This is a genomic window from Actinomycetospora succinea (genome assembly GCF_004363095.1).
Classification (GTDB): Bacteria; Actinomycetota; Actinomycetes; order Mycobacteriales; family Pseudonocardiaceae; genus Actinomycetospora; species Actinomycetospora succinea.
In genome coordinates this window covers 1,140,539-1,167,075 of sequence record NZ_SNYO01000001.1, presented here as the reverse complement: position 1 = coordinate 1,167,075, position 26,537 = coordinate 1,140,539, and the positions used below count along the sequence as shown (strand labels likewise).

Sequence of the window (26,537 nt, the reverse complement as noted above, 5' to 3'; positions counted from 1 at the left end):
GACTACTCTGGGTGTCGTGAGCACCCCGCGCCCCTCACCGGGATCCGACACCTCGCCGGGCGGGCCCGCGCCGTACGCCGAACGCCTGGTCGTGCCGTGGTGGTGGTGGCCGCCGGTGCTGCTGATGGTCGGCCTGCTCGCGGCGGAGCTGCACATGGGCCACCCGGGCGTGCGGTCGTGGCTGCCCTACGTCCTGCTGATGCCGCTGGGCGTCGTGCTGCTGGTGTGGCTGGGACGGGTGCGGGTCGCCGTCGACGCCGACGGCCCCGGCGCACGCGAACTGCGCGCCGGTCCCGCGCACCTGCCGGTGTCGCAGATCGGGCGCGTGGACGTCGTCACCGGCGAGGCCAAGCGCGAGGCCCTCGGCCCCCAGCTCGACCCCGAGGCGTTCGTCCTGCACCGCCCGTGGGTGGGTCCGGTCGTCCGGATCGAGGTCATCGACCCGGACGACCCCACCCCGTACTGGGTCGTGTCCACCCGCCGCCCCGAGGAGCTCCTCGCGGCGCTGCGCTAGTCCTCAGGCCGCGCAGTCGCGGCAGATGAACAGCCCGCCGCGCTGGTCGGCCAGCCGGCTGCGGTGGTGCACGAGGAAGCAGCTCCCGCAGGTGAACTCGTCAGCCTGCTTCGGGAGCACCCGCACCGTCAGCTCTTCGCCGGAGAGGTCGGCCCCGGGGAGCTCGAAGCTCTCGGCGGTGTCGGTCTCGTCGACGTCCACGGCGGCGGACTGCGCTTCGTTGCGCCGGGCCTTGAGCTCCTCGAGGGAGTCCTCGCCCATCTCGTCGGTCTCGTTGCGGCGCGGGGCGTCGTAGTCGGTCGCCATAGCGGTTTCCCACCCTCGGTCGTGCCCGGTTTCTGCCCGGTTCCGTCTCGGTCGTGCGGCAGCACAACGCGGGACGGCGACCGTTTGTGCCGACCGGGAAAGTGACCCGGATCTCACCTCAGGGGTCCCACGGCACGGACGAGACGACGTCCGCGCGGCTGCGGAGCGGCGGGAGGGTAACCCACGCGACCCGGCGCGGTCAGCCGACCCCGGGTCGGTGACCGCGGAGTGTCGGGATCGTGATGTCGCCGCGCCCGGCGCCGCCGGAGCGTCGCCGGCGTGACCGGGCACCACTACCCTGCCCGGGAACGGGGATTTCTCGGGGAGGGGCGTTCGGTTGGTCGGCTCGGTCAAGGCGGGGACGTCGCGGGTGCGCGAGGTCTACCGGCGGCGCAACCTCGTCCCGGCCACGGTGCTGGTGGTCGTCCTCGCGGTGGCGAGCATCGTCACCTGGACCGTGGTGTTCACCAACTCCACGGCGGGGTCCGTGACCTCGTGTAACCCGTCCCCGGTCGCCGGGGCCGGTTCCCCGCAGGGGGCCGACGCGCTCGACGACCAGCAGGCGGCGGCGCCGGGCGACGTGCGGGTGAAGGTGCTCAACGGCGCCGGCCAGCGCGGCCAGGCGCAGCTGGCGGCCGCCGAGCTGGGCGAGCTCGGGATGGCCGAGGCCGCCCCGCCCGACAACGACGCGCTCTACCCCGCCCAGGACCTCTCCTGCGTCGGCCAGATCCGCTACGGCCCCGAGGGCGCCGCGGCGGCCCGCACGCTGAGCATCGTCGTCCCCTGTGCCGAGCTGGTGTCCGACCAGCGCACGGGCGCCGAGGTCGACCTCGCCCTCGGCGACGACTTCCGCGACATCGCCCCGCCCCAGCCCGTCACCGAGGCGCTGCGGGCGCTCTCCCGCCAGACCGCCACCGACGGCTCCGGCGCCCCGGCGGCGGTCCCGGACGACTCGACCCTCTCCGCGCTGCACTCGGTCGACTGCAGCACCTGACGCGCGTCAGGCGATCTCCCCGGCCCCCTCGGCCACCAGCAGCGCGGTGAGCGGGCCCGCCAGCGCCGGCGCGGCGACGAGCGTGGCCTCGGTGCCCAGCCCGTCCGGGTCCTTCCCGGGCAGCCGGACGACGGCGCCCGCCTCCTCGGCGATGAGACCGCCCGCGGCGTGGTCCCAGGCGTGCAGGCCGTGCTCGTAGAACCCGTCGAGCCAGCCGGCCGCGACCGCGCAGAGGTCGAGCGAGGCGCAGCCGGTCCGGCGCACGTCCCCGATGCGCCCCGCGATGCGCGCGAGCACCGCGGCCTGCCGGGCCCGGCGCCCGGCGTCGTAGCCGAGGCCCGTCCCGATGACGGCGAGGGCGAGGTCGTCGAGGGTGGACGTGCGCAGGGACACGTCGTCGCGGCGCGCCCCGTGCCCGCGGGCGGCGCGCCAGACCCGCCCGGAGACGGGCTCGACGACGGCGCCGGCGACGATCCGCCCGTCGACCTCCGCGGCCAGCGAGACCGAGAACCAGGGCAGGCCGTGGGTGTAGTTGACGGTGCCGTCGATCGGGTCGACGACCCAGCGCACCTGGCCGGGCCCGGGCGCGCCGCGGGTGCCGCCCTCCTCGCCGAGCACGAGGTCGTCCGGGCGGAGCGCGGCGAGGCGCTCGCGGACCAGCGCCTCGCAGGCCGTGTCGCCCTCGGTGACGACGTCGGTGGCCGAGCTCTTGGTGTCGAGGCGGTCGCGGCCCACCACCCGCTCGCGCACCGCGAGCGCCAGCTCCGCGGTCTCGCCCGCCACGGCGACGGCGATCTCCTCGAGCTCCGGCGGCGCGGTCGGGGCCGGCGCGTCACCGTGCACGGCGGGGACACTGGCGGTGCGGTCCATCGCCGCATCGGACCACATGTGGGTGTCCGCGCAACGACGCGCAGGTCGCGACCCGGTGATCGCGCTCCGCAGCCGTTCGGAATCGATCCCGGTACCCCGCGCGAGCACCGCGGCCACGGCCCGCGACTGTGAGGTGCGACGGACCGCGCTCTCGCTCGTTACAATGGACGCGAGCCGAGGCGGTTCACCGGATGGGACCCGGGCTCTCGCGTTCGTCCCGCGTCCGGGTGGCCGTCAGGCGACCCGGCCCCTCGAACCCGTCGCCGTTCAGCCGTTCGTCACGAAAGGTCGTCTGTGGCAGCCGCAAAGTCCGCAACCCGCCGCCGCGTCGCCGACGCCGCCGATCCCGAAGCAGCCGCCGCGGGCGGCCCGGTCGGAGTGGTCGCGGCTCCCGACGACACGGAGGCGCCGGCGAAGAAGGCCGCCACGCGCTCCGCCAAGGGCACCAAGAAGGCCCCCGCCAAGGGGAAGGGCGCGGCCAAGACCGACGCCGACGCCCCCGAGGGCGGCGAGGAGATCGAGGGCGCCGAGGGACCCGAGGGTGCCGACCTCGAGGGTCTCGAGGGCTCCGAGCTCGAGGCCGCCGCCTCCGAGCTCACCGAGGACGTGGTCGTCATCGGGGCCGAGGTCGTCGAGGCCGTCGAGGTCGAGACCGAGGAGCCCTCCGAGGAGGACAAGAAGTCGGGCGACTTCGTCTGGGACGAGGAGGAGTCCGAGGCGCTGCGCCAGGCGCGCAAGGACGCCGAGCTCACCGCCTCCGCCGACTCGGTCCGCGCCTACCTCAAGCAGATCGGCAAGGTGGCGCTGCTCAACGCCGAGGAGGAGGTCGAGCTCGCCAAGCGCATCGAGGCCGGCCTCTACGCCTCCGAGCGGCTGCGCAAGGTCGCCGAGGCCCAGCAGGAGCTCGCGACGCAGATGCGGCGCGACCTGCGGTGGATCGTCCGCGACGGCGAGCGCGCCAAGTCCCACCTGCTCGAGGCCAACCTGCGCCTCGTGGTCTCGCTGGCCAAGCGCTATACCGGTCGCGGCATGGCGTTCCTGGACCTCATCCAGGAGGGCAACCTCGGTCTGATCCGTGCGGTCGAGAAGTTCGACTACACCAAGGGCTACAAGTTCTCGACCTACGCGACGTGGTGGATCCGCCAGGCCATCACCCGCGCGATGGCCGACCAGGCGCGCACCATCCGCATCCCGGTGCACATGGTCGAGGTCATCAACAAGCTCGGTCGCATCCAGCGCGAGCTGCTCCAGGACCTGGGCCGCGAGCCCACCCCGGAGGAGCTCGCCAAGGAGATGGACATCACCCCGGACAAGGTGCTGGAGATCCAGCAGTACGCCCGGGAGCCCATCAGCCTCGACCAGACCATCGGCGACGAGGGCGACTCCCAGCTCGGTGACTTCATCGAGGACTCCGAGGCCGTCGTCGCGGTCGACGCGGTGTCGTTCACGCTGCTGCAGGACCAGCTCCAGTCGGTCCTCGCCACGCTGTCCGAGCGCGAGGCCGGCGTCGTGCGCCTGCGCTTCGGCCTCACCGACGGCCAGCCGCGCACCCTCGACGAGATCGGCCAGGTCTACGGCGTGACGCGCGAGCGCATCCGCCAGATCGAGTCGAAGACGATGTCGAAGCTGCGCCACCCGTCGCGCTCGCAGGTCCTGCGCGACTACCTGGACTAGGTCCCCAGGACCCCTCGAGAGCCCCGGACGGTGCGCCGTCCGGGGCTCTCGTGTGTTCCGGGCCGGTCAGCGCCTCGACCGCACCACCGCCCGCCGCGATACTCGTCCGGGTGCCGGGTGCCGACGTCACCACCGTCGGCCGCGAGGCGGAGCTCGACGCCGTCTCGCGGCGGCTGATCGACGCCCAGACCGGGACGGGCGGCGTCCTGCTGGTCGCCGGCGAGGCCGGGATCGGGAAGTCGCGCATCCTCGCGGAGGCCGCCCGGAGGGCCCGGGCGCGCGGCATGACCGTGCTGACCGGGCGGTCGGTGCCCCGCGGTGGGCCGTTCCGTCCGATCGCCGAGGCGCTTGTCCCGCTGGTGACCCCGGCGGTGGCCGAGCACCCGCGGCTCGCGCCCTACCGCCCGGTGCTCGGGCGGCTCCTCCCCGGCTGGCCGGCCACGGCCCGGCCGGACGATGCCCTCGTCGACCCGGTGGTCCTGCTGGGCGAGGCGGTCCGCGAGCTCCTCGACGTCACGGCCGCGCCGCGGGGACTGCTCGTCGCCCTCGACGACCTGCACTGGGCCGACCAGGACACGCTCGCCCTCCTCGACTACCTCGCGCACCGTGTCGCCGGGACACGGGTGCTGCTCGTCGGCACCACCCGGGACGACGAGCAGGCGCCCGAGGAGCTCGACCGGTTGCGCCGCCACCCGGCCGTCACGCTCACGGCGCTGCGACGGCTGACGGCGCCCGAGATCGCGACGCTCGTCCGGGAGCGGGCCGGCCGGCTCGACGACGCCTCCGTCGACCTCGTGGTGCGCACCTCCGACGGCCTCCCGCTGCTGGTCGAGGAGCTCACCGACGCCCTCGGGTCGGCGCAGGGCCATCCCGGCGTCCCGCACACGGTCGCCGATCTGACCCGGCGTCGTATGGACACCCTCCCGTCCCCGGCCCAGGACGTGCTGCGCACCGCGGCAGTGCTCGCGGCGACGGTCGAGTGGGAGCTTCTGCCCGCCGCGAGCGGCCGTCCGGAGCACGAGGTGGCCGCCGCACTGCGCGCCGGGGTGGACGCCGCGCTGCTGGTCCGGGAGCCCGGAGCCGACGGCACCCTGCGGTGGCGCCACGCCCTCACCCGGGACGCGGTGCTCGCCGCACTGCTCCCGCCGGAGCGCGCCGCCCTCGCCCGGGCGGCCGCGGGCGCCCTGGACCCCGGCCCCGACGATCTGCCGGACGGCGACCTCGCCCGGCTCGTGGCGGAGCTCTACGTGCAGTGCGGGCGGGGACGGAGCGCTGCCCGCCGTCTGCTGGCCCCGGCCCGTGCCGCGGTCGACGCCGGCGCGCTCGGCAGCGCCGAGGCGACGCTGCGGCGCGCCGCGGAGCTCGCGCCCGACGACCACGAGGTCGCGCTCGAGCTGGTCCGCGTGCTCTCCCTCGCCGGGCGTTCCGTGGAGGCCACCGAGCGGGGCCGGGACCTGCGGCCCCTCGTGCACGGCGAACAGCTGACGCTCCTGTGCCTGCACCTGGCCCGGGCCGCGGCGGCCACGGAGTCCTGGGCGGAGGTGCACCGGGTCCTCTCCCCCGTCGCGTCGTCCCGGGACCCGCGGGTGGACGCGATCCGGGCGCACGTCGCGCTGGGCGAGAACGAGGCCGGGCTCGCCGTCGACCTCGCCCGCGCGGCCGCCGCCCGGGGCGCCGAGCAGGGCAGGCCCGAGGCGGTGTGCGAGGCGCTGGAGATCGTCGGCCGTGCCCTGCGCCGCACCGAGCCGGAGGTCTCCGAGGCCGCGCTCACCGACGCCGAGCGCTGCGCCACCGAGCACGGCCTCACCGTCTGGCGCATCCGGGCCCTGTTCGAGCTCGGCGTCAACGACGTCTACCGCGCCAGCCGCAAGGACCGGTTGCTGCGCGCGCAGGAGCAGGCCGAGGACGCCGGCATGCTCGCGACCGCGGCCGTGCTCGACGTGCACATCGGCACCTGCGTCGCGCTCTGCGACGGCCACGTGGCGATGCTGCCCTGGGCCGAGCGCGCGGCGGCGCGGGCGGACCGGCTCGGGCTCGCCCCGGTGTCCGCCGCGGCCCGCTTCTTCGGCGCGATCGGGCACCTCTGGGCCGACGACCGCGCCCCGGTCGCCCCGTTGCTGGCCGAGGCGCGGGCGCTGGCGCCCGAGTCGATGGACGCCGGCGCCCACTACGCCGACGTGGAGGGCATGGCCGCGTGGGTCGACGGCGACCTGGCCGGCGCGGTCGCGATCTTCGACGGCAACACCGAGCGCCGGCGGCGCAACCCGGGCGACATCGCGAGCCCGATGTGGGGCGTGCGCGCCGTGCTGCGGGCGGCGCTCGACCCCGCGGACACCGCCGCGGCCGACGACCTGCTGGCCGAGGAGATCCGCTGGCACGCGTGCAACGAGGGCGCCCGGCTCTACGTGGACGCCCTGACGCACGCCCGCGACGGCGAGCGCGAGAGCGCCGAGAAGTCGATCGCCGAGGGCGACCGCGTCCTGGCCGGCCACCGGTACTGGCGGCACCTCCTGCGCGTCGAGCTCGCGCGGCCGGCGGCCGCCGGAGGCATCGGCGATCCCGGGCGGTGGCTGCGCGCCGCGTTCGCCGACCACGCCCGGACCGGCGAGGTGTGCCTGCGGCGGCGCTGTCGCGACCTCATGGTGGAGCTCGGCGTCCCCGTGCCGCGCTCCCGCCGCGACGGCGCCGTGGTCCCCACCGACCTTCGCGAGCTCGGCGTGACCCCGCGGGAGTGGCAGGTCCTCGAGCTGGTCGACCAGGGCCTGACCAACCCGCAGATCGCCGAGCGCCTGTTCCTCTCCCCGCGGACGGTGGAGACCCACGTCGCCGCGCTGCTCGCCAAGACCGGGCTCTCCCGGCGCGCCGAGCTGCGCACGCGTTAGGTCCGTACTCCCGCCCCGCTGTCTCCGTGGCCCGGTCCGGAGCCGGGCGACGCCGCCGAGCGGCAGCGTGACCGTCGTCACCCCCGTCACGTCCGCCAGGAGGCGTCATGACAGCACCCCCGGTCGACCCGTCCCACATCCTCGAGACCGGCTCGGCGTTCTGGGCGTCGAAGGCCTTGCTCTCGGCGGTCGAGCTCCACCTGTTCACCCACCTCGGCGCGGCCGGACCGATGACGGGCGACGCGATCGCCGACCGGGTCGGCCTGCATCCCCGGGCGACCGACGACTTCCTCGACGCCCTCGTCGCCCTGCGCTTCCTCGAACGGGACGGCGAGGGCACCGAGGCCCGCTACGGCAACACCCCGGACACCGCCGCCTTCCTCGACCAGCGGCTGCCGAGCTACGTCGGCGGGCTGCTCGAGATGTGCAACAGCCGCCTCTACGGGTTCTGGGGCGGGCTCACCGAGGCCCTGCGGACCGGGCGACCCCAGAACGAGACGCGCGACAACGGCGAGCCGTTCTTCGCGACGCTCGCCCGCGACCCCGCCCGGCTCGAGGAGTTCATGCACGCCATGGAGGGCAGCCAGCGGGGGAACTTCGAGGCCCTGGCGAGCACCGTCGACTTCACGCCGTACTCGACGATCTGCGACGCCGGCGGGGGCACGGGCCTGCTGAGCATCGTCCTGGCGTCGCGGTACCCGCACCTGCGATGCACGACGTTCGACCTCCCGGTCGTCGAGCCGATCGCGCGGAAGACCGTCGCCGACGCCGGCCTCGCGGACCGGGTGGCGGTCGTCTCCGGCGACTTCACCGCCGACCCGTTGCCACGGGCCGACGTGATCACCATGGGGAACGTGCTGCACGACGGGAACACCGAGCACAAACGGCGCCTCATCCGGACCGCCCACGACGCCCTCCCCGACGGCGGCACGTTCATCGTGGTGGAGAACATCATCGACGACGCGCGGCGCGAGAACGCCTTCGGCCTGCTGATGTCGCTGAACATGCTGATCGAGTTCGGCGACGCCGCCGACTACACGGGGCGCGACTTCGCCGGGTGGTGCCGCGAGGCCGGCTTCCGCGAGGTCGACATCGTGCCCCTGGCGGGGCCGGCCAGCGCGGGGATCGCGCGGAAGTAGGGCCCTGGTCCGGACGGCCGACGAGCACCAGAGGAGGGGGTCGGCCGTCCGGACCTGGGCTTTTTGGTCCTTGCTCCGCAGATACCTCTGCATGGAAACTATTTCCTGCTCGCGCGGAACGGTGCCGGGGAGGACGCGATGGCCACGTACGCCTACCGCTGCCCCGACTGCGGCGCCTTCGATGTGACCCGCCCGATGGGGGAGGCCCCGGAGCGCGTGGACTGCCCACGCTGCGCTGCGCCCTCGCCGCGGCAGTGGACGGCTCCGCTGCTCGCCCAGATGAACCCCGCGCTGCGGTCGGCCCTCGCGCGGGAGGAGAAGAGCAGCGACTCCCCCGAGGTGGTCACGCGCGCCTCGGGCACCGCGCGTCGCTGACCCGAGGTGCCGGCGGCCCGGCCCCCGCGCCGGATCGCCGTCCTCGTCCAGGGAGGACCCCCAGTGGTAGCTACCGGCCTGTTCTACGTCGGCGCGGTCCTGTTCGTGAACGGACTGCTGCTCCTCGGCTTCGTCGAGCCCAAGGCCGCAGGTGTCATGAACCTGTTCGTCGGCGGGCTCCAGGTCCTCACACCGACCTACGTGATCTTCACGGCGGACGGTGACCCGGCGCTGATCCTGACCGGGTCCGGCCTGTACCTCTTCGGCTTCACCTACCTGTACGTGGGGATCGGCCTGCTCGCCGGGCTCGACACCACCGGCGTCGGGTGGTTCTCGCTGTTCGTGGCCATCGCCGCGCTCGGCTACTCGTGGGCGAACTTCACGCTCGCGGGTGCCCCGTGGCTCGGCGTCATCTGGCTGTACTGGGCCGTCCTCTGGACCCTGTTCTGGCTGGTCCTCGGCCTCAAGAGGGAGTCGCTGACGCGCTACACCGGCTGGGTCACGCTGCTCGAGGCCTGGATCACCGCGGCGATCCCCGGCTTCCTGCTGCTCACCGGCCAGTGGCCGGCGACCACCATGACCGCCGTCGTGCTCGCCGCCATCGGCGTCGTGATGCTCGTCGTCCTCCTGCCCACGTTGCGCCCGCCGAAGGCGAAGACGGCGGAGGCCGGCGAGGGCGGTCCGGCGCCCGTCGAGACCCCGTCCGACCCGGCCCACGCCCGGACCTGATTCCCGCTGCACCCGCAACCCCGGGTCGGCGACCGCCGGCCCCGTCATGGAGAAGGTGACCGCCCGTGCCCGAGACCGTCTTCGAGGTCGACCAGTCCAAGTCCATGCGCGACCAGGCCGTGCCCGGCCACAACCGGTGGCACCCGGACATCCCGCTGGCCACGATGGTCCGCCCGGGCAGCGAGTTCCGGGTGGAGTGCCGGGAGTGGACCGACGCGCAGCTCGGCAACAACGACTCCGCCAACGACGTCCGCGACGTCGACCTGAGCGTCGCGCACATGCTGTCCGGACCCATCGGGGTGGAGGGCGCCGAGCCGGGTGACCTGCTCGTCGTGGACATCCTGGACCTCGGCCCCTGCCAGGGTCCCCAGGAGTACGGCGACGCGCCCGGTCAGGGCTGGGGCTACACCGGCATCTTCTCGAAGCAGAACGGCGGCGGCTTCCTCACCGACGAGTACCCGGACGCGGCCAAGGCGATCTGGGACTTCCACGGCCAGGTCGCGACCTCGCGGCACCTGCCCGGCGTGCGCTACACCGGCATCACGCACCCCGGCCTGTTCGGCACCGCGCCGTCGGCCGAGCTGCTCGCCCGCTGGAACCGCCGCGAGCAGGCGCTGATCGACCGCGACCCGGACCGTGTGCCGCCGCTGGCGTTGCCGCCGCTGGTCCAGAGCTCGCTCGGGGGCCAGGCCACCGGGTCGCTCGCCGAGCAGATCGCGCGGGAGGGCGCGCGCACCGTGCCCGCCCGCGAGAACGGCGGCAACCACGACATCAAGAACTTCACGCGCGGCAGCCGGGTCTACTACCCCGTGCACGTCGCGGACGCGAAGCTCTCGGGCGGCGACCTGCACTTCAGCCAGGGCGACGGCGAGATCACGTTCTGCGGCGCCATCGAGATGGGCGGGTTCATCGACTTCGGCGTCGACCTCATCAAGGGCGGCATGGAGACCTACGGGGTCACCACCAACCCGATCTTCATGCCGGGCAACGTGGAGCCGCGCTACTCCGAGTTCCTCACGTTCATCGGCATCTCGGTCGACGCCGACGACACCAACGAGTACCTCGACGCGACGCTGGCCTACAAGCGGGCGTGCCTCAACGCCGTCGAGTACCTCAAGAAGTTCGGCTACACCGGCGAGCAGGCGTACCTGCTGCTCGGCTCGGCGCCGATCGAGGGCCGGGTCAGCGGCGTGGTGGACATCCCGAACGCCTGCTGCTCGCTCTACCTGCCGACCGCCATCTTCGACTTCGACATCCGCCCCTCGGCGGCCGGTCCGGCCAAGGCCGACCGCGGGATGTCGGCGGTGGCCGGCTGATCAGGAGGTGACCGGCGCGTCGTCACCGTCCACCCGCGGGCGGGAGGTGACGACCGCCGCGCCACCGCAGTTCCAGCACGACGGCTCGGGCTCGCGGTCCCGACCGCCGACGTCGCAGCGAGGACAGTGCCAGTGGCTGACGATGAGGTCCATGACGACCCTCCTGACGACAGGGACCCACGGTCCCCGGACTGGGTCCCCCCGCCGCGGCACGTCGCCGCGGACCGCGCCGGTGTGCACAGTCTGTACACAGTTCATCACATCACGGAGGGTCTCGCGGAGGCGGGCGTCCCCGAGGAGCCCGTCGTGCTCGACCGCTCGGGCCCCCACCGGAGCATCCAGGGCCTGGAGCGCCTGCTCGACGACGCGCTCGAGGAGGAGGAGCAGCAGCAGCGCGCGGAGGACGAGGGCTGCTGATCAGGCCAACCGGCGGATCCGCGGCCAGAGCGCGGCCCAGGTGTCGCGGCGCCCCGACGCGACCGCAACCGGCGCGCCGCGCTCCTCGTTGTCGACGCCGACCTCGTTCTCGATCCGGGTCACGACGCGCACGTCGGCGAACCAGCGCCGCAACGTCGCCTCGTCGTAGCCGACGGCCACGACGGTCGTCGCCGACTCGGGCGGCGGGCCCCAGTCGGCGTAGCTGTTCTGGCCGCTGTAGGCGGGCGGGAGGCCGGCGGCCCCGAGGTCGTCGCGGAAGACGTCCACCGCGCCCGCCTCGCCGTAGTTGCCGGCCAGCACGACGGTGCCGGGCGGCGCGCCCCGGCTCACGTCCGCCACCGTCGCCACGAACGCGGGCCATCCCACCGTCTCGGCGGGGATGGGCGACACCGCGACCTGCGGGCTCCCGGGCAGGGAGCGCACGGGCACGATCGGCAGCATCAGCCACGCCACGACCACGGCGTTGGCGACGAGCACGGCCGTCACCAGCCGGGCTCGGGCCCGGGCGCGCCGCATCCACGCGACGACGGGGACCGCGCCGGCCGCGAGCAGCACCGGGTACAGGCCGGCGAGGTAGTAGTGCTTGCCGCCGGCCGCGAGCAGCAGCACGAACAGCAGCCCGTACGCGACGGCGAACGCCCGGGCGTGGGCCACCGCGGGGTCGCGGACCAGACGCCACAGCCCCGCGACCCACACCGGCACGAGGAACGGGCTGACCTCGATGAGCTGGAAGAGCGGGAACGTCCACCGGGGCTCGCTGCCGCCGTTGCCGACGGTGGCGATCTGCTGCCCGAACGCCAGCTGCGGCCAGCCGTGGGCGGCCTGCCAGACCAGGTGCGGCGCCCACACCGCGAGCGCCAGCACCGCGGCACCCCACAGCCAGGGGTCGCGGAACACCCGCCGCGGCCCGACGGCGAGCACCCCGACCGCCACGACGCCGAGGAACGCGGCGACCAGGGACTTGTTCAGCAGCCCGACGCCGGCCACCAGCCCGACCGCGAGCCACACCCGGCCGCCGTCGCGCAGGGCGCGCACCAGCAGCCACGACAGCGCCGTCCACACGAGGACGTCGATCGTGCTCGTCGAGAGCATGTGCCCGGTGGCCAGCGGGAACGCAGCCCCGGCCGTGCAGGCGGCCGTCACCGCCGCGGCGACGCGGTCGCCCCCGAGCTCGCGCGCGATCCGCCCGGTGATCACGACGCAGAGCCCGATCGCGAGCGCCGGGACGACGCGCAGGGCCGTCGGTGAGACACCGAACAGCGCGGCCTGCCACCGCGCGAGCGCGGGCGTCAGGGGCGGGTTGTCGACGTAGCCCCACGCGGGGTGCCGGCCCGAGACGAGGTAGTAGAACTCGTCGCGGTGGAAGCCGTAGCGCGCCGACACCGCGAGCAGCAGCAGGGTGACCGCGATCCCGATCACCCACGGGGCGGCCGCGAGCAGCCGGACGTGTGGGGCCGTCCGGACGATGGTCACGTTCGGTACCGCCTTCCTAGACTCCTCGCCGTGACCTCCCCCGGTGTCCGGCGGTCGCCCCAGGGCGGGCTGGCCGAGGTGCTCGACCTGATCCTCGACAAGGGTCTCGTGATCGACGCCTTCGTCAAGATCTCGGTGGTCGGGATCGAGCTGGTGACGATCGACGCGCGGATCGTCGTCGCGAGCGTCGACACCTACCTGCGCTTCGCCGAGGCCACCAACCGTCTCGACCTGCACGAGAAGGGCGGCAAGGGGCTCACCGAGCTGGGGGGCCACATGACGGAGAACGTGAGCAAGGGCGCCGCGAAGGGGATCACCAAGGGCGTCCTCGACGCCGGCCAGGAGACCTGGCGGGAGCTCCGCGAGGAGCGCAAGGAGAAGAAGCGGCGCCGCCGCGGGTAGCACCGGGCCCGGGGGCGACTGACATGCTGGCGCCCGTGCAGCCCGATCCCCAGAGCGACCTGCCCGACACCGACCCCGCCGAGATCCACCGACGCTCGGTGGCGCTGATCCGGGGCATGGACGCCGGCGACCTGGACGCGGTCGGCGCGCTGCTGGGCGAGCTGGGCGGACCGGAGGAGTTCGCGGCGCAGGTGATCAGCCTCGCGAGCCTCTCGCGGCTGCTGCTCGACCAGCGCGAGGACACCGCCCCCGGTGCCGACGACGCCCGCGCCGCCGTGCTCCACGAGCTCGCGAGCGTCCTCACCGCGGCCGAGATGCCCTGACGCGGATCACCCCCACCCGCACGGTGCCGCCGCGTGCCGTCGGGCAGGATCGGGGGGTGAGTGCCGCGAGGAACGAGCCGACGAGCACCGCCGACACGACCGGCGAGCCCACCCTCGCCGAGGACGCGGCCCTGGCCCGCGAGCTGGCCGACGCCACCGGCGCGCTGCTCCTCGAGCTCCGCGACGACACCGGCCCGGGGCGCGACCGCGAGTACCGCGGCGACGCCGAGGCCCACGAGTTCCTCGTCGGCGCCCTGCAGCGCCACCGGCCGGACGACGCGGTGCTCTCCGAGGAGGGCACGCAGGACCCGGCGCCCCGTCGCGGCGCGCACCGGCTCTGGATCGTCGACCCCCTCGACGGCTCGAGCGGCTACGGCCGCGGGGGCGACGAGTGGGGCGTGCACGTCGCGCTCGTCGTCGACGGCGCCCTCGCCGCCGGCGCCGTGTCGCTGCCCGCGCGCGGCGAGCTGGCCGACTCGGCCACGGTCGCGCCGCTGCCGGACACCCCGGTCGACCCCGAGCGCGGCCTGACGATCACGGTGAGCCGCTCCCGCCCGCCGGTCGAGCTGCGCCGGCTCGCGGCGGTCTTCCCGGTGCGCACGGTCGCGCTGTCCGCGGCCGGGGTGAAGACCCTCGCGGTCGTCGACGGCGAGGTCGACGCCTACCTGCACTCGGGCGGCCAGTACGAGTGGGACAACGCCGCGCCGGCCGCCGTCGCCGTCGGCGCCGGGCTGCGCGTCACCCGCCTCGACGGCTCGCCGCTGCCCTTCGGCGCCGACGACCCCTACTCCCCCGACCTGCTCATCGCCCGGCCCGCCGTGCACGACGCGATCCTCGACGTGCTGCTGGGCTAGTACCTCCAGCGCCAGGCCGCGAGGACGTCCTCGATCTCGCGGTCGGCGGCGAAGGCCGCGTCGGCGCGGCGCACCGCCAGGAAGGCGCTGAGGCGCTCGGGGCCCAGCAGCTCGGTGAGGCGCGGGCAGGCCACCAGTGCGCCCTCCTGCTCGGCCTGGGTGGTGGGCAGCTTCTCGAGGCCCTCCGCGGCCCGTTCCTTCTTCTTCCAGGTCCCCGGGTCGGACGCGATCGCCGCGGGCGGCACGAGGTTCTCCTCGACCCCCGCGACGCCGGAGGTGAGGATCGCGGCGAGCGCGAGGTAGGGGTTCGCGGAGGCGTCGGAGACCTTGAGCTCGACGTTCGCGTGGTCCAGGCCGAGCAGCTCCGAGCCCGCGACGTAGCGCACGGGGGCCTCGCGGTTCTCGATCCCCCAGAACCCGTAGGCACCGGCGAAGAACCCGGGCCGCAGCCGCGCCATGGACCCGATCGACGGGGCGGTGATCGCCGCGAGCGCGGGCAGGTCCCGCAGGAGGCCCGCGATGTAGGCGCTGCCCGCCGTCGTCCCCGGGCCCTCCTCGCCGCCGGCGAGCAGGTTCTGCCCGTCACGCCACAGCGAGGTGTGGGCGTGCCAGCCGTTGCCCGCGAGGTTCAGCGACGGCAGCGGCGCGAAGCTGACCCGCAGCCCGTGGCGCGCCGCGGCGGCGAGGACGGTCTGGCGGGCCAGCAGCTGGTCGTCGGCGGCCCTCACGGGGTCCGCGGCGCCGAGCGAGAGCTCGACCTGGCCGGGCCCGTACTCGGCGTGGAACTGGCCGATGCGCAGCCCGTTCGCCTCGGCGTCGCGCAGGACGTCGGTGACGAACGCGTCGATCTCGAGCAGGGCGTGCGGGCTGTACGCGGGGCTCCGGTAGGCCGGGACGACCGCCCCGTCCTCGCTCGGCAGGCTGACCGCGAACTCCATCTCGTAGCCCACCAGCGCCGTGAAGCCGCGCGCCGCGAGCCCGTCGACCGTGGAGGTCAGCAGCGAGCGCTGGTCCCACGGCCAGGGCGACCCGTCGACGCTCACCTGCGTGCCCGGCGCCCACGCGAGGCCCGGCTGGCCGGCCAGCGGCGTGAGCCGGTCGAGGTCGGGCACCAGGCGCACGTCGCCCGAGGGCGTCTCGCGTCCCGGGGCGCCGTACTGGATGCCGTCGTTGGTGTCGAAGATCGAGAAGACGGTGCTCACCCCGATGCCGTGCTCGGCCACCTCCGGCAGCGAGCCCACCGGCACGGTCCGCGAGCGCGGGATGCCGTTGTTGTCCGCCCACACGACCGTCACGCCCGCCACGCCGCGCTCGCGCAGCCCGTCGACGAGCCCCGCCGCGCGCGTCCCGATGTCGCCCACCGCTGCCTTCCCTCCACCCGGCCGCATGGTCGGCCCAGGCTAGTGGGCGACGCGGGCCGAGCGGTGACGTCCGCGCGTGACCGTCCGGGTGTCGCGGCGCGCCCGGCGACCGCGGACCGCTCGTCGCGCAAGATCGACTCCCGATCGGGTGGTCTCTCGTCCTACCCCGGAACAAGCGGTCCCTCACCACCGATGAGCGGTTCGTGACGGACGACAAAGCGGCGCGTGAACACGAGCGGTCGCGGTCGGCGTCTGACACAGTGGAGAAGCGACGGTCGCTCGACCGGAGCTCGCGGGCTCGGACTCACGTCCGAAGCCTCGACGGAGGGAGATGACGATGCCCGGCACCCTGACCCGGCCAGAACTCACCGCCTCGGACCGCTGCGATCGCTGCGGTGCAGCGGCAAAGGTGCGCGCCGTACTGCCCTCCGGTGGAGAACTCCTCTTCTGCGGGCACCACGCCCGGGCCCACGAGGCCAAGTTGAAGGAGCTGTCGGTGGACATGCAGGCCGGAGAGAGCGCATGACAGCCAGCTGACCAGCAGTTTCTTCGACAACAGCACGACCGAGACCAACACCGCGACGGGCGGGGACCACGAGGTCCCCGCCCGTCGTCGTGTGTGGGGGCGGATCTCCGGAGCGATCATCGGTGATCACGGACGCCGCGACCGCCCGCGGACGTTCGTCCGGTCTGCCCGGATCGGGGTCCGGGGCCGGTGATCACGACTCGTCCGACCTCGGACCATCGCCTCCTGCGCATCCGGTCCAGCCACTTCGTCCCGTGGCGAGCCCGCCGTGACGGCGTGATCATCACTCGATCGTGACGCTGCGGTGAACACGGTGTCGTCGCCGTGTCGGACCGCGACGACGGCGACAGCTGACGATCGCCACCGTGTGTGATATGAACCACACGTCACCGACCGGCCACGCTCCGTCGACGATCAGCGCCAGGACCGCAGGGTCGCGATCCGCTCCTCGATCTGCTCGAGCGAGGCCATCGGGGTCGCCGGGCCGCCGCAGTACTTGCGGAGATCGCCGTGGATCTGGCCGTGCGGCTTGCCGGTGCGGTGGTGGTGCGCCGCGACGAGCGCGTTGAGCTCGCGCCGCAGGTCCTTGAGCCGCTCGGCCACGCCGACGTCGCGGCGGAACTCGCGGGCGGGGGCCGGCCGGTCCGGCTGCTCGGCCGTCGTCACCGGTGACGGTGCCGGCTCGCGGGCCGCCTGCTCGTCGAGCTGCTCGCTCTGGCGGCGCCGCAGGAGGGCCCGCACCTGGTCGGGCTCGAGGAGCCCGGGGAGCCCGAGGTAGTCCTGCTCCTCGGCCGTCCCCACGCCCGCGGCGGTGCCGAACGAGGACCCGTCGTAGATCAGCTGGTCCAGCTCGGCCTCCGCCGAGAGGGCCTCGAACGCCTTCTCCTGCTCGCCGGGCTCGTCCTCGGTGCGGTTGGCCGCCTCGAGGAGGTCGTCCTCCCAGCCCTCCTTCGGGCGGTGGGGCTCGCCGAGCACGTGGTCGCGCTGCACCTCGAGCTCGCTGGCGAGGGTGAGCAGCGACGGCACGCTGGGCAGGAAGACGCTGGCCGTCTCGCCCGGGCGCCGCGAGCGCACGAAGCGCCCGACGGCCTGGGCGAAGAACAGCGGGGTCGACGCGCTGGTGGCGTAGACGCCGACGGCGAGGCGGGGGACGTCGACGCCCTCGGAGACCATGCGCACGGCGACCAGCCAGCGGTCGTTCGTGCGGGAGAACTCGGCGATGCGCCCGGACGCCTTCGGGTCGTCGGAGAGCACGACCACCGGCTCCTCGCCGGCGATCCGGCGCAGCAGGGTGGCGTAGGCCTTGGCCGTGGTGTGGTCGGTGGCGATGACGAGCCCGCCCGCGTCGGGCACCCCGCCCTGGCGCAGCTGGGTCAGCCGGGTGTCGGCGGCCTGCAGGACCGCCGGCATCCACTCGCCCTTGGGATCGAGCGCGGTCTTCCAGGCCCGCGCGTTCTGCTCGGCGGTGAGGGGCTCGCCCAGGCGGGCGGTCATCTCCTCGCCTGCGCTGGTGCGCCAGCTCGCCTGCCCCGAGTAGGCCAGGAACACCACGGGGCGCACGACCCCGTCGGCCAGCGCGTCGGCGTAGCCGTAGGAGTGGTCCGGGCGTGAGCGCAGGACGCCGACGGAGTCCGGCTCGTAGGTGATGAACGGGATCGGGCTGTCGTCGGACCGGAACGGCGTCCCCGTCAGCGCCAGCCGGCGGGTGGCGCCGGCGAACGCCTCGCGCGTCGCCTCGCCCCAGGACTTGGCGTCGCCGGCGTGGTGGATCTCGTCGAAGATCACCAGGGTGCGCCGGCCCTCGGTGCGGTTCATGTGCAGCACCGGGTGCGCGGCGACCTGGGCGTAGGTCACCGCGACGCCCTGGAAGTCGGTGGAGGTGCGCCCGACGCTGTTGGAGAACTCGGGGTCGATGGCCAGGCCCGCGCCCCGGGCCGCCTCGGCCCACTGGTGCTTGAGGTGCTCGGTGGGGCAGACGATCGTCACGGTGTCGACGGAGCGGTCGCCGAGCAGCTCGGTGGCCGCCCGCAGCGCGAACGTCGTCTTGCCGGCGCCGGGCGTCGCGACGGCCAGGAAGTCGCGAGGCCGGTCGCTGAGGTAACGGGTCAGGGCGCGCCGCTGCCACTGTCGCAGCGGTCGTGCTCCCGAGGGATCGGTGCTGGTCGGGCTACCGGTCGCGCGGGTGGTCAACGGCCCTCCGGGGCGGAGTGGGACGGGGTACCTGCCGGAGCGGACCTACTCGCCGTCGTCCCCGCCGCGGGGCATCTTGTTGAAGATCTCCTTGCACTTCGGGCAGACCGGCGACCCGGGCTTCGGCGAGCGCGTGACCGGGAAGGTCTCGCCGCAGAGCGCCACGACCATGGAACCGGTGACCGCCGACTCGGCCACCTTGTTCTTCCGGACGTAGTGGAACATCTTCGGCTCGTCGTCGCCCGTGCGGTCGGTCCCCTGCGGGCTGGTGTCGGGAAGCACGGCGGTCTGGCTCATGCCCCCATGATGCCCCACCGGCCTGACACGGGACCCACGCCGGGCGGCCCCGATCGCGTTCCCGCAGGCTGCCCGGCCAATCCCGCGAAACGGCACCCACGCCCTCGCCGCGGCTGTCACGGTGACCTCGTCGGTGGTCCGGCGGCGGTGAGGAGACCTCGTGACCCATCCGGTCCGCGCGCCCCGGCGCGCCGCGTTCGTGGTCCCGCCCGAGGAGATCCCGGGCGATCCCGGGTCGCTCGTGCGCGACGCGCTCGCCTTCGCCTGCGAGCACCGGGTGCGCCTCGGCCGCCTGGGCCTGCACCTGCTGGTGGCGGCGCTGCCCCTCCTGGCGATCTCGGTCCACGTGTTCGGGCTGGCCCCGATGAACGTCACGGCCGGGCTGGTCGTGGTGCCGCTGACACTCGCGGTGCTGCTGCTCGGCGTGTTCTCCCCCGTCGGCGAGGACCGGATCGTGCTGATGGGCGCGATCTGGGGCGTGATCGCGACGCTGGTCTACGACGCGGTGCGCCTCGACTCGGTCTACCTGCTCGGGTGGTGGGGCGACTTCATCCCCACGGTCGGCACCTGGATCCTCGGCGTCGACGGCGGGTCCACGGGCGTCGGCGCGGTCGTGGGCTACCTCTGGCGCTACGTCGGCGACGGCGGCGGCATCGGCGTCGTCTTCTTCCTGCTCGTCGCCGCGACGGGCCTGCGCCGGTGGGGCGAGCGGGCCACCGTCGCCGCCGCGGTCGTCTTCGCCGTCTTCCCGGTGTGGACGGGGCTCATCGCCACGGTCGCCGTCGCGCCGCGCGGCGAGCGGCTGATGTTCCCGCTGACGGTCACCACGGTGACGCTCTCCCTGCTGGGCCACCTCGTGTTCGGGCTCGTGCTGGGGCTGGGGTGCGCCCGCTGCCGCGGGCTCGAGGAGCGCTGGCCCTGGCCCCCGCTGCTCGACCGGCCGTGGGCGGGGGCGGCGGCGACCCCGGATCCCGCACCGGCCGCCGACGACGGCGCGTGGGGGCCGCCCGCGCTCGTCGCCCGCCCAGAGCGCACCCCGATCCCCGAGGCTCCCGGCGAGATCACCGAGATCCGGGTCGAGCGCCCGGCGCCGCGCCGTCCCGGCCGCCCGGCGCGCGTGCGCCCGTCGTCCGGGCCGGTGGTCGTGGGGCCCGATCCCGGGCCGATCCCGGCCCGGCGCGAGCCGGTCTCGGGCCCGGTCCGCGTCCTCGGCACGCCCTCGCACCCGGTCCCGGTGGTGGCCCCACCCCGCCGTCCGGCCGGGCCGGGTCCCTGGTCGCGCGCCGTCCCGCCCGGGTCCGACCCGTGGCTCGGCGACCGCCGGGACGCGCCGCCGCGGGGCGCTGCGAGTTCCGCCAAAGCGCACCCGGCGGCGTGGACGCGCGGCTAGCGTCCGCGACACCGGACAGGGGCTCCAGGGACGGAGGGCGATGAGCGGGTCGGCGTGGGGACGGCGGCGGCGTGGCGTGACGCCCCGCGAGAGCAGCCCCTGGGACGTCCTCGAGCAGCCCCGTCGCCGCCCGCGCGACGTCCGGGTCGCCGTCCTCGCCGTGGCCGCCGCGATCGTGCTGCTCTGCCTCGCCCTCCGGGTCGGCGAGCCGTCCGCGGTCCCGCCCGGCGGGGTGGTGGTCGCCGCGGCGGAGGACGACGCGGACGGGTCGGGCGGTGACGACGAGCAGTCCGACGACGAGCAGTCCGACGACGAGCAGTCCGACGATCAGGACGCTGACCAGGGCGGCGGCCGGGGCGGCGGCGGTGACCAGGAGGACGACGAGGAGTTCCCGGGGCGCGACCAGGCCGGCCGGGCCGCGGCGAACGAGTACGTCGACATCCAGCGGGTGCAGCGCGGGGCCTTCACGGGCGAGGGCGGCGCGTTCTCCGGCGGGAGCTACACGATCCGGTGCGCGGTCAGCGACCACAAGAACTCGGACAACTACCTGATCACGCCCGGCAAGCGGAACGGCGCCCAGCACACCCACGACTACGCGGGCAACGAGGGCACCAACTTCGCCTCCGACGAGGAGACGCTCGAGGAGACGGCCACCACCTGCACCAACGGCGACCGCTCCCCCATCTTCTGGCCCGTGCTGCGCGACCTGCGCCAGCAGGGGCCCGACGTCGGCGTCGACGGCGGCAGCCTCGACGGGAACGTGGGCTCGCTCGTCGAGCCCACGGCGGTCGACTTCACCTTCCACGGCCACGGCAGCCGGCAGACCGAGGCGCTGCCGCTGAACATCGCCCTGGTCACCGGGTCGGCCAAGGCCGGCACCAACGACGGCGAGGGCGCCAACGCCAAGTACACCTGCACCGGCGCGGGCGGGCGGCTGACCGACCTCTACACGATGTGCCCGCAGGGGTCGGCGCTGCAGCGGATCTACGACTTCCCGAGCTGCTGGAACGGCCAGGACCTCGACTCCGAGGACCACACGACCCACATCGTCTACCCCGACGAGAACGGCGAGTGCGACGACGACCTGGTCCCGGTCCCGGCGCTGCGGATCACGGTGAGCTACGCCGATCCGCCGCCGGGGCGCCAGTTCGCGATCGACAGCTTCCCCGAGCAGCAGCACGACCCGATCACCGACCACGCCCTGCTCGAGTACCTGTCCTCGGAGCGCCGCGCCGAGGAGGGCGCCGCGTGCATCAACGCCGCGCGCCGCTGCGTCCAGGGCCCCGAGCAGGACGGGGCCGCCTCGGGCTCCACCGCGTCGTCCGACCGCGTGCCGCGCTCGCAGACCTTCGCCCACGCGCTCGCCACGCACGCGACCGCCCACGGGAAGCGCGCCGCGGCGGTCGCGCGCCCCGGTTTCGCCGCCACGGCCCGGATCCCCGGCGCCGACGGCCCCGCCTCGCTCGCCCCGCCGGCGACGCTGCCCGTCCCCGAGGCGTCGGGCGTGGCGGCCGACCCCACGGACGCCCTCGGGCCGCTCCCCGGGCTCACGCGCCTCCCGGCGCTCGCCGCCCCGCTGCGGCCCGGCGCCTGATCAGCGCACGGCGTCCCACTCGACCACGATCACCGGCGAGCCTTCGGGGTCGAGGCGGACCGGCAGCATCCGCCCGACGCGGACGTCGGCGGCGTGGTTGAACGGCACGCGCACCCGTCGCCGGACCAGGCGTCCGCCGACGTCGAGGTCGAGCACCGGGATCGCCTCGTTGCCGATGGCGCTCGTGGTGCTGGTGACGCCGGCGACCCGCGCCAGGGCCGGGGTCCCGCGCGTGGCCGTGAGGCGCAGGGCGGCCGGGCTGCCGAACCAGCGGCGCTGCAGCGTCGTCCACACCACGCCCTGGATCAGCAGGCTCGCCCCGAGGGCACCCAGCGCGATCGACGACGCCAGCCGGGCGGTGCCCTCGAGCAGCAGCAGGACGACGACCAGCGCTCCGGCGCTCAGTGCGGCGCCGGCCAGGAACCACCGTCCGAGACGCTCGAACGTGACGGTCATCTGCTCCCCCGGGTCGCGGACCTCCCGGGGCCGAGTATCGCGGTGCTAGCCCTCGGTGCCCGTGCGCGGGGGCGCGTGCTCCGCGGCGTCCTGCTGGGGCTGGCGCGGCGACTCCGTGCGCTGGTCGCGCCGCTCGAGGGCCTCGGCCGCCTCGATGATCTGCGCCTCGGGGACCGCGCCGAGCTCCTGGTGGCTGCGGCGGTAGCGGTTGGCCTTCTCGGCCTTCTTCGGCGGCCGGTCGTTGGCGATCAGCACGGCGACCCACGGCAGCGGCACCGACAGCACGATGAACGCGACCGCGACCCACGGCAGGTTGAACCCGATGCCGGCCACGCCGGCGAGCACGAGGCACGGGATGCGGCACGCCATGATCAGCGAGTAGCGCTTCTTGCGGGCGGCGAACTCCTCGTCGTACGAGATCGCGGCCTGGGTGATCAGGATCGGCTGTCCGTCGTCGTCCTGACGTCGGTTCACCACGTGTGTCGCCTCCTTGAGCACCGGCCGTCCCCCACGGGTGCCCTCATGCGCCACCCTGAACCTTGCGCGCCGTCGGCGCCAGTCAGGACGGTGCCGACGACGACGCCTCGGCCTTCGCGGCCTTGGCCGCCTTCTTCTGGGCCTGCTTGAAGTCGCGCACCTCGCCGAGCGTCACCGGGTCGACGACGTCGGCGATCGACCGGCGCGAGCCCTCGTCGCCGTAGGAGCCGGCGGCCTCGCGCCAGCCCTCGGGCGTCACGCCGCACTGCTTGCCCAGCAGCGCCGTGAAGATCTGGGCCTTCTGCTTGCCGAAGCCGGGCAGCGACTGCAGGTTGGCGAGCACCTCGCGTCCCGAGCCGGCGTCGGTCCACAGCCGCTCGGCCTCGCCACCCCAGTCCTCGACGAGCAGCCGGCACAGCGCCTGCACCCGCTCGGCCATCGAGCGCGGGTAGCGGTGCAGCGCCGGCGGGCCGGTGAACGCCGCGACGAGCGCCTCGGTGTCGTACTCCGCGATGCCCGCGGCGGTCAGCGGGCCGCCGAGGCGCTCGGTGAGCAGGGCGGGCGAGGCGAAGGCGCGCTCCATCGGGAACTGCTGGTCGAGCAGCATGCCGATGAGCAGCGCCAGCGGGTTGGCGCTCAGGACCGCGTCGGCCTCGGTGTCCTGGGCGAGGGTCAGGTCGGGCACGGTGTCAGCCTCGCAGATCCTTCTCCAGCACGGCGAACCTGAAGTCGTCGTCGCGGGGCACGCCGACGCCCTCCTCGCCGTACGGGAAGGGCCGGGACTCGCCGGTGCGGACGTAGCCGCGCCGCTCGTACCAGGCGATGAGCTCGGCGCGCCGGTCGATGACGCACATCTCCAGGACCGACGCGCCGCGCTCGCGGGCGGTGTCCTCGGCGGCGCGCAGCAGCGTCGACCCGGCGCCGCTCGACTGCGCGTCCGGGCGCACCGCGAACATCCCGAACGACGCGGTGGTGGCCCCGTCGGCGAGGGTGACGGCGGCGCACCCGACGAGGTCGCCCGCCACGAGCACCGTGATCGCCGGGTCGGCGACGTCCGCGGCGAGCAGCTCGCGTGTCGTGCGGGGGCCGTCGATGAGGTCGGCCTCCGACGTCCAGCCCTGACGCCCCGACGGGCCGCGGTAGGCGCTGTGGACGAGGGCGAGCAGGGAGTCGACGTCGGCGGCCTCGGCGACGCGGACGGTGAGGGAGGCGGTCACGGAGGGCCAGTGTGCCCGTCAGCGGGTCAGCTGGCCCAGCCCGCGGTCGGTGTCGGCGGGCGTGCGGGCGACGACGGGCACGCCGCGGGCCCAGAGCCGGACGCCGCGGTGCCGGATCGCGGCCGCGACGCGCAGGGTGACGGCGGGGTGGCGCGCGAGGGCGCCCAGGATCGTCCGCGTCGTCGCCTCCCGGCGGCGCCCGCGCAGGGTCGCGACGAACGCGGTGGCGCCCTCGCGGCGCAGCACGACGGTCGCGGCGAGCGTCTCGCCCGGCTCCGGGACGCGCATGCGGTACTCGCCGTCGACCGGGAAGAACGGCGAGACGTAGAAGTCCTTGTCGACGCGGGCGCGCCCGTCCTCGTCGACCTCGAGGAGGTAGTGGTGGCGCCCGCCGTAGGTGTTGTGGACCTCGGCGACGACCGCGGTCAGCGCGCCGTCCGCATCGCGGCACCAGTACAGGGTGATCGGGTTGAACACGTACCCGAGCACCCGGGCGTGGGCGAGCATGAGCACCCGCGCCGGGCGCGCGATCCCCCGCGCGGCGAGGAACGCGTCGAGGTTCTCCCGGATCGTGCGCCGCGGGTCGCCGATGTGGTCGGCGGCGCGGAACCGCGCGAACGGGCGCAGCGGCGCCGGCAGGCGGGGCAGGTCGTCGAGGTCGACGAGCCACAGGTAGAGGCGGTGGGTGAACGCGTCGTCGAGGCGCTCGTGGCGGCGGTGGCCGACCTCGGCGTCGTACAGGTGAGCGGTCACCACGTCACCCCGAGGGCCTCGGCGGCCCGGACGCCCGACGCGCAGCCGTCCTCGTGGAAGCCCCAGCCGTGGTACGCGCCCGCGAAGGCGAGGCGGTCGTCGTTCAGCTCCGGGAGCCGGCGCTGTGCAGCGACCGACGCGGGCGTGTACGCCGGGTGCTCGTAGGACATGCGCGCGATCACCGTCGTCGGGTCCACGCGGTCGGTGGCGTTGAGGGTGACGACGTGGGTGTCGGGGCCGGGTAGATCCATCAGCCGCGTCATGTCGTAGCTGACCAGCACGCGCTCCTCCCCCGGCACGCGCAGCAGGTTCCAGGCCGCGCGGGCCCCGGCGGCGCGCGGGAGCACCGAGGTGTCGGTGTGCAGCCAGGTCTCGTTGCGCGAGTACCGGAAGGCGCCGAGCACGTCCGCCTGGTCGCGGGTCGGCGCGGACAGCAGCCCCAGCGCGTCCGGGGCGTGCACGGCGACGACCGCCCGGTCGAAGCGGCGCTCGACGTCGGCGTCGTCGCGCACGAGCACCTCGTCGCCGGAGCGCGCCAGCGCCCGCACCGGCGTCGACACCTCCACCGCCGAGAGGCCCTTGGCGGCCCGTTCGACGTAGGTGCGCGAGCCGCCGACGACCGTGCGCCACCGGTGCGAGCCGCCCACCGAGAGCATCCCGTGGTTGGCCAGGAACGCGAACAGGTAGCGCGCCGGGTACTGCCGCGAGAGCTCCGGCCCCGACGACCAGACCGCCGACACCACGGGGACCGCGAAGGTGTCCACGAAGAACCGCGAGTAGCGCCCGGCGTCGAGGAACTCGCCGAACGTGACGTCCTCGCCGAGCGGCGACGTCCCGTCGACCACGGCCCGCGCGGCGCGGTGGAAGCGCAGGACCTCGGCGAGCATGCGCAGGTAGCGGGGGTGGGCGAGGTTGCGCGGCTGGGCGAACAGGCCCCTCGGGCCGCGGGCGCCGGCGTACTCGAGGCCCGTGGTCTCGTCGCGGACGCTCATGCTCATCTCGGAGTCCTGGGTGGCGACCCCGAGCTCGGCGAACAGCCGCAGCAGGTGCGGGTAGGTGACGTCGTTGTGGACGATGAAGCCGGAGTCGACGGCGAGCGGGCCGACGTCGTGGGTGTGCGCGTGGCCGCCGAGCCGGGCGTCGGCCTCGAAGAGCGTGACGTCGTGGCGGCGCTGCAGCAGGTACGCCGCCGTCAGCCCCGAGACACCCGCACCGACGACCGCGACCCGTTCCCGCACGCGACACTCCTACCCCGGACCGCTACGGGTCCTCCAGGGGGACCGCCAGTCCGTCGGGGTCCCCGGCCGCCATGGCCTTCGCGACGGGCTCGGTGAACGGTTCGAGCCCGAGCGCGCCGAGGGCGAAGTGTGTGACCAGGTCGTGCCACGCGTGGGCGCGGCGCAGCATCGTGTGGCCGTCGCCGAGGACCTCGAAGCGCGCCACGCGGTCGGAGATCGTCGCGACCCGGCCGGCGAACCACCGGGAGGCCTGCGGGGACGTCATCCGCTCGCGGTCGCCGTGGGCGATGAGGACGGTCTGGTCGACGAGGTGCTCGTACGGCTCGCCGCGCTCGATCCACGGCGCCAGCCCGGCCACGCCGACCACCCCGTCGTCACCCCCGGCGCGCAGCGCCGCCCGGCCGCCCATCGAGTGCCCGACCAGCACCACCGGGACGTCGCCCAGGCGAGCCCGCACGTCGCGGAGCGCCCACCGGGCGTCCTGCACGGGGTCGAGGTCGGGGGCGTTCCAGCCGCGGTAGCGGTAGCGCAGCAGCCCGACGTCCACGCCGCGGCGGGCGCCCGCGGCGGCCAGGCTGCGGGCGAACGGCACCATGCGCAGGTAGGGCAGGCGCAGCCCGTCGGCGGCGTCGTGGCCCTCGGGGCGTCCGCCGTGCAGCACGAGCACCGCCCCGACGGCGGGCCCGCGCGTCGCGGGACGGACGCGGTCGAGGCGCGGCAGGGTCACGCCCCCATCCTGCGGCCGCCGG

Annotated in this window: 27 protein-coding genes and 1 pseudogene; 14 read left to right on the top strand and 14 right to left on the bottom strand. The window is 74.8% G+C overall.

Going from position 1 to position 26,537, the window contains the following annotated elements; translation table 11 throughout:
• Positions 1-16 precede the first annotated feature (16 nt).
• Positions 17-514 (top strand): DUF3093 domain-containing protein, encoded by a 498-nt coding sequence (locus EV188_RS05570; protein ID WP_133825165.1) that lies wholly within the window; start codon positions 17-19, stop codon positions 512-514.
• A 3-nt stretch (positions 515-517) separates the two neighbouring features.
• Here the strand turns inward: EV188_RS05570 and EV188_RS05565 are convergent, their stop codons facing one another.
• Positions 518-820 (bottom strand): DUF4193 domain-containing protein, encoded by a 303-nt coding sequence (locus EV188_RS05565; RefSeq protein ID WP_133825164.1) that lies wholly within the window; start codon positions 818-820, stop codon positions 518-520.
• Between the two features lie 337 nt (positions 821-1,157).
• On the opposite strand from EV188_RS05565, the gene cei reads away from it, so the two are divergent.
• Positions 1,158-1,814, top strand: coding sequence for an envelope integrity protein Cei (gene cei, locus EV188_RS05560; protein ID WP_166659724.1), 657 nt, complete (start codon positions 1,158-1,160; stop codon positions 1,812-1,814).
• A gap of 6 nt (positions 1,815-1,820) precedes the next feature.
• Here the strand turns inward: cei and EV188_RS05555 are convergent, their stop codons facing one another.
• On the bottom strand, positions 1,821-2,684 hold the full coding sequence (locus tag EV188_RS05555) for an inositol monophosphatase family protein (RefSeq protein ID WP_133825162.1): 864 nt from the start codon (positions 2,682-2,684) through the stop codon (positions 1,821-1,823).
• A 276-nt stretch (positions 2,685-2,960) separates the two neighbouring features.
• Here EV188_RS05555 and EV188_RS05550 point away from each other — a divergent pair.
• The 6 genes and pseudogenes from EV188_RS05550 to fmdA form a co-directional block, all read left to right on the top strand.
• Positions 2,961-4,358: pseudogene (locus EV188_RS05550) on the top strand (RNA polymerase sigma factor); the annotation flags it as partial.
• Between the two features lie 110 nt (positions 4,359-4,468).
• Positions 4,469-7,240, top strand: coding sequence for an ATP-binding protein (locus EV188_RS05545; RefSeq protein ID WP_166659723.1), 2,772 nt, complete (start codon positions 4,469-4,471; stop codon positions 7,238-7,240).
• Between the two features lie 107 nt (positions 7,241-7,347).
• The gene (locus tag EV188_RS05540; RefSeq protein ID WP_133825159.1) at positions 7,348-8,379 is read left to right on the top strand and encodes a methyltransferase; all 1,032 of its coding nucleotides are present in this window, start codon (positions 7,348-7,350) and stop codon (positions 8,377-8,379) included.
• 138 nt (positions 8,380-8,517) lie between these two features.
• Positions 8,518-8,754, top strand: a complete 237-nt coding sequence (locus EV188_RS05535; RefSeq protein WP_133825158.1) for an FmdB family zinc ribbon protein — start codon at positions 8,518-8,520, stop codon at positions 8,752-8,754.
• A gap of 63 nt (positions 8,755-8,817) precedes the next feature.
• Positions 8,818-9,483 carry an AmiS/UreI family transporter gene (locus EV188_RS05530; protein ID WP_133825157.1) on the top strand — a complete coding sequence of 222 codons (666 nt, stop codon included), beginning with the start codon at positions 8,818-8,820 and terminating at the stop codon, positions 9,481-9,483.
• Positions 9,484-9,548: 65 nt separating this feature from the next.
• Entirely contained in the window at positions 9,549-10,799 is a 1,251-nt protein-coding gene (gene fmdA, locus EV188_RS05525; protein ID WP_133825156.1) for a formamidase, read from the top strand.
• Here fmdA and EV188_RS31375 read toward each other — a convergent pair whose 3' ends face one another.
• Positions 10,800-10,952, bottom strand: coding sequence for a hypothetical protein (locus tag EV188_RS31375; protein ID WP_166659722.1), 153 nt, complete (start codon positions 10,950-10,952; stop codon positions 10,800-10,802). It abuts the gene before it with no gap.
• A 264-nt stretch (positions 10,953-11,216) separates the two neighbouring features.
• On the bottom strand, positions 11,217-12,710 hold the full coding sequence (locus EV188_RS05520; protein WP_166659721.1) for a glycosyltransferase family 39 protein: 1,494 nt from the start codon (positions 12,708-12,710) through the stop codon (positions 11,217-11,219).
• Positions 12,711-12,740: 30 nt separating this feature from the next.
• Between EV188_RS05520 and gvpJ the strand changes: the two genes are divergently transcribed.
• Genes gvpJ through EV188_RS05505 form a run of 3 tightly spaced genes read left to right on the top strand, consistent with a single transcriptional unit; the run spans position 12,741 to position 14,289 of the window.
• Positions 12,741-13,112: a gas vesicle protein GvpJ gene (gene gvpJ, locus EV188_RS05515; RefSeq protein WP_133825154.1), complete on the top strand. Its 372-nt coding sequence runs from the start codon at positions 12,741-12,743 to the stop codon at positions 13,110-13,112.
• A gap of 35 nt (positions 13,113-13,147) precedes the next feature.
• The gene (locus tag EV188_RS05510; RefSeq protein ID WP_133825153.1) at positions 13,148-13,435 is read left to right on the top strand and encodes a hypothetical protein; all 288 of its coding nucleotides are present in this window, start codon (positions 13,148-13,150) and stop codon (positions 13,433-13,435) included.
• 56 nt (positions 13,436-13,491) lie between these two features.
• Positions 13,492-14,289: an inositol monophosphatase family protein gene (locus tag EV188_RS05505; RefSeq protein WP_133825152.1), complete on the top strand. Its 798-nt coding sequence runs from the start codon at positions 13,492-13,494 to the stop codon at positions 14,287-14,289.
• On the opposite strand, the gene EV188_RS05500 is transcribed toward EV188_RS05505, so the two are convergent.
• A complete protein-coding gene (locus EV188_RS05500; protein ID WP_243741487.1) occupies positions 14,286-15,650 on the bottom strand; it encodes a type I glutamate--ammonia ligase in 1,365 nt (454 codons plus the stop codon). The two genes, EV188_RS05505 and EV188_RS05500, sit on opposite strands and share 4 nt — an antisense overlap.
• A gap of 331 nt (positions 15,651-15,981) precedes the next feature.
• Between EV188_RS05500 and EV188_RS05495 the strand changes: the two genes are divergently transcribed.
• Positions 15,982-16,176 carry a DUF7455 domain-containing protein gene (locus EV188_RS05495; protein WP_133825150.1) on the top strand — a complete coding sequence of 65 codons (195 nt, stop codon included), beginning with the start codon at positions 15,982-15,984 and terminating at the stop codon, positions 16,174-16,176.
• Positions 16,177-16,590: 414 nt separating this feature from the next.
• Here EV188_RS05495 and EV188_RS05490 read toward each other — a convergent pair whose 3' ends face one another.
• Both EV188_RS05490 and EV188_RS05485 read right to left on the bottom strand, forming a co-directional pair.
• Positions 16,591-18,366: a DEAD/DEAH box helicase gene (locus tag EV188_RS05490; protein WP_133825149.1), complete on the bottom strand. Its 1,776-nt coding sequence runs from the start codon at positions 18,364-18,366 to the stop codon at positions 16,591-16,593.
• A 45-nt stretch (positions 18,367-18,411) separates the two neighbouring features.
• The gene (locus tag EV188_RS05485) at positions 18,412-18,663 is read right to left on the bottom strand and encodes a DUF3039 domain-containing protein (RefSeq protein WP_133825148.1); all 252 of its coding nucleotides are present in this window, start codon (positions 18,661-18,663) and stop codon (positions 18,412-18,414) included.
• A gap of 160 nt (positions 18,664-18,823) precedes the next feature.
• Between EV188_RS05485 and EV188_RS05480 the strand changes: the two genes are divergently transcribed.
• Complete coding sequence (locus tag EV188_RS05480; RefSeq protein WP_133825147.1) at positions 18,824-20,053, top strand: hypothetical protein; 1,230 nt, start codon at positions 18,824-18,826, stop codon at positions 20,051-20,053.
• 40 nt (positions 20,054-20,093) lie between these two features.
• Entirely contained in the window at positions 20,094-21,647 is a 1,554-nt protein-coding gene (locus EV188_RS05475; RefSeq protein ID WP_208113981.1) for a DUF1996 domain-containing protein, read from the top strand.
• Here EV188_RS05475 and EV188_RS05470 read toward each other — a convergent pair whose 3' ends face one another.
• The 7 genes from EV188_RS05470 to EV188_RS05440 form a co-directional block, all read right to left on the bottom strand.
• On the bottom strand, positions 21,648-22,103 hold the full coding sequence (locus EV188_RS05470) for a hypothetical protein (protein ID WP_133825146.1): 456 nt from the start codon (positions 22,101-22,103) through the stop codon (positions 21,648-21,650).
• 45 nt (positions 22,104-22,148) lie between these two features.
• Positions 22,149-22,580 (bottom strand): DUF3099 domain-containing protein, encoded by a 432-nt coding sequence (locus tag EV188_RS05465; RefSeq protein ID WP_243741486.1) that lies wholly within the window; start codon positions 22,578-22,580, stop codon positions 22,149-22,151.
• 82 nt (positions 22,581-22,662) lie between these two features.
• Entirely contained in the window at positions 22,663-23,265 is a 603-nt protein-coding gene (locus EV188_RS05460) for an HhH-GPD-type base excision DNA repair protein (protein ID WP_133825145.1), read from the bottom strand.
• Positions 23,266-23,269: 4 nt separating this feature from the next.
• On the bottom strand, positions 23,270-23,797 hold the full coding sequence (locus EV188_RS05455) for a GNAT family N-acetyltransferase (protein WP_133825144.1): 528 nt from the start codon (positions 23,795-23,797) through the stop codon (positions 23,270-23,272).
• Between the two features lie 18 nt (positions 23,798-23,815).
• Positions 23,816-24,553, bottom strand: coding sequence for a DUF1365 domain-containing protein (locus tag EV188_RS05450; RefSeq protein WP_133825143.1), 738 nt, complete (start codon positions 24,551-24,553; stop codon positions 23,816-23,818).
• The gene (locus tag EV188_RS05445) at positions 24,547-25,788 is read right to left on the bottom strand and encodes an NAD(P)/FAD-dependent oxidoreductase (protein ID WP_133825142.1); all 1,242 of its coding nucleotides are present in this window, start codon (positions 25,786-25,788) and stop codon (positions 24,547-24,549) included. Before EV188_RS05445 ends, EV188_RS05450 begins: the two co-directional genes overlap by 7 nt.
• Before the next feature lie 22 nt (positions 25,789-25,810).
• The gene (locus EV188_RS05440; protein ID WP_243741485.1) at positions 25,811-26,515 is read right to left on the bottom strand and encodes an alpha/beta hydrolase; all 705 of its coding nucleotides are present in this window, start codon (positions 26,513-26,515) and stop codon (positions 25,811-25,813) included.
• Positions 26,516-26,537 lie beyond the last annotated feature (22 nt).

Excerpts from the sequence above, each read along its gene's own strand:
- EV188_RS05565 (WP_133825164.1), bottom strand. The coding sequence starts at position 820 with ATGGCGACCGACTACGACGCCCCGCGCCGCAACGAGACCGACGAGATG.
- EV188_RS05555 (WP_133825162.1), bottom strand. The coding sequence starts at position 2,684 with ATGGACCGCACCGCCAGTGTCCCCGCCGTGCACGGTGACGCGCCGGCC.
- EV188_RS05540 (WP_133825159.1), top strand. The coding sequence starts at position 7,348 with ATGACAGCACCCCCGGTCGACCCGTCCCACATCCTCGAGACCGGCTCG.
- EV188_RS05535 (WP_133825158.1), top strand. The coding sequence starts at position 8,518 with ATGGCCACGTACGCCTACCGCTGCCCCGACTGCGGCGCCTTCGATGTG.
- EV188_RS31375 (WP_166659722.1), bottom strand. The coding sequence starts at position 10,952 with ATGGACCTCATCGTCAGCCACTGGCACTGTCCTCGCTGCGACGTCGGC.
- EV188_RS05495 (WP_133825150.1), top strand. The coding sequence starts at position 15,982 with ATGACGATGCCCGGCACCCTGACCCGGCCAGAACTCACCGCCTCGGAC.
- EV188_RS05485 (WP_133825148.1), bottom strand. The coding sequence starts at position 18,663 with ATGAGCCAGACCGCCGTGCTTCCCGACACCAGCCCGCAGGGGACCGAC.
- EV188_RS05475 (WP_208113981.1), top strand. The coding sequence starts at position 20,094 with ATGAGCGGGTCGGCGTGGGGACGGCGGCGGCGTGGCGTGACGCCCCGC.
- EV188_RS05470 (WP_133825146.1), bottom strand. The coding sequence starts at position 22,103 with ATGACCGTCACGTTCGAGCGTCTCGGACGGTGGTTCCTGGCCGGCGCC.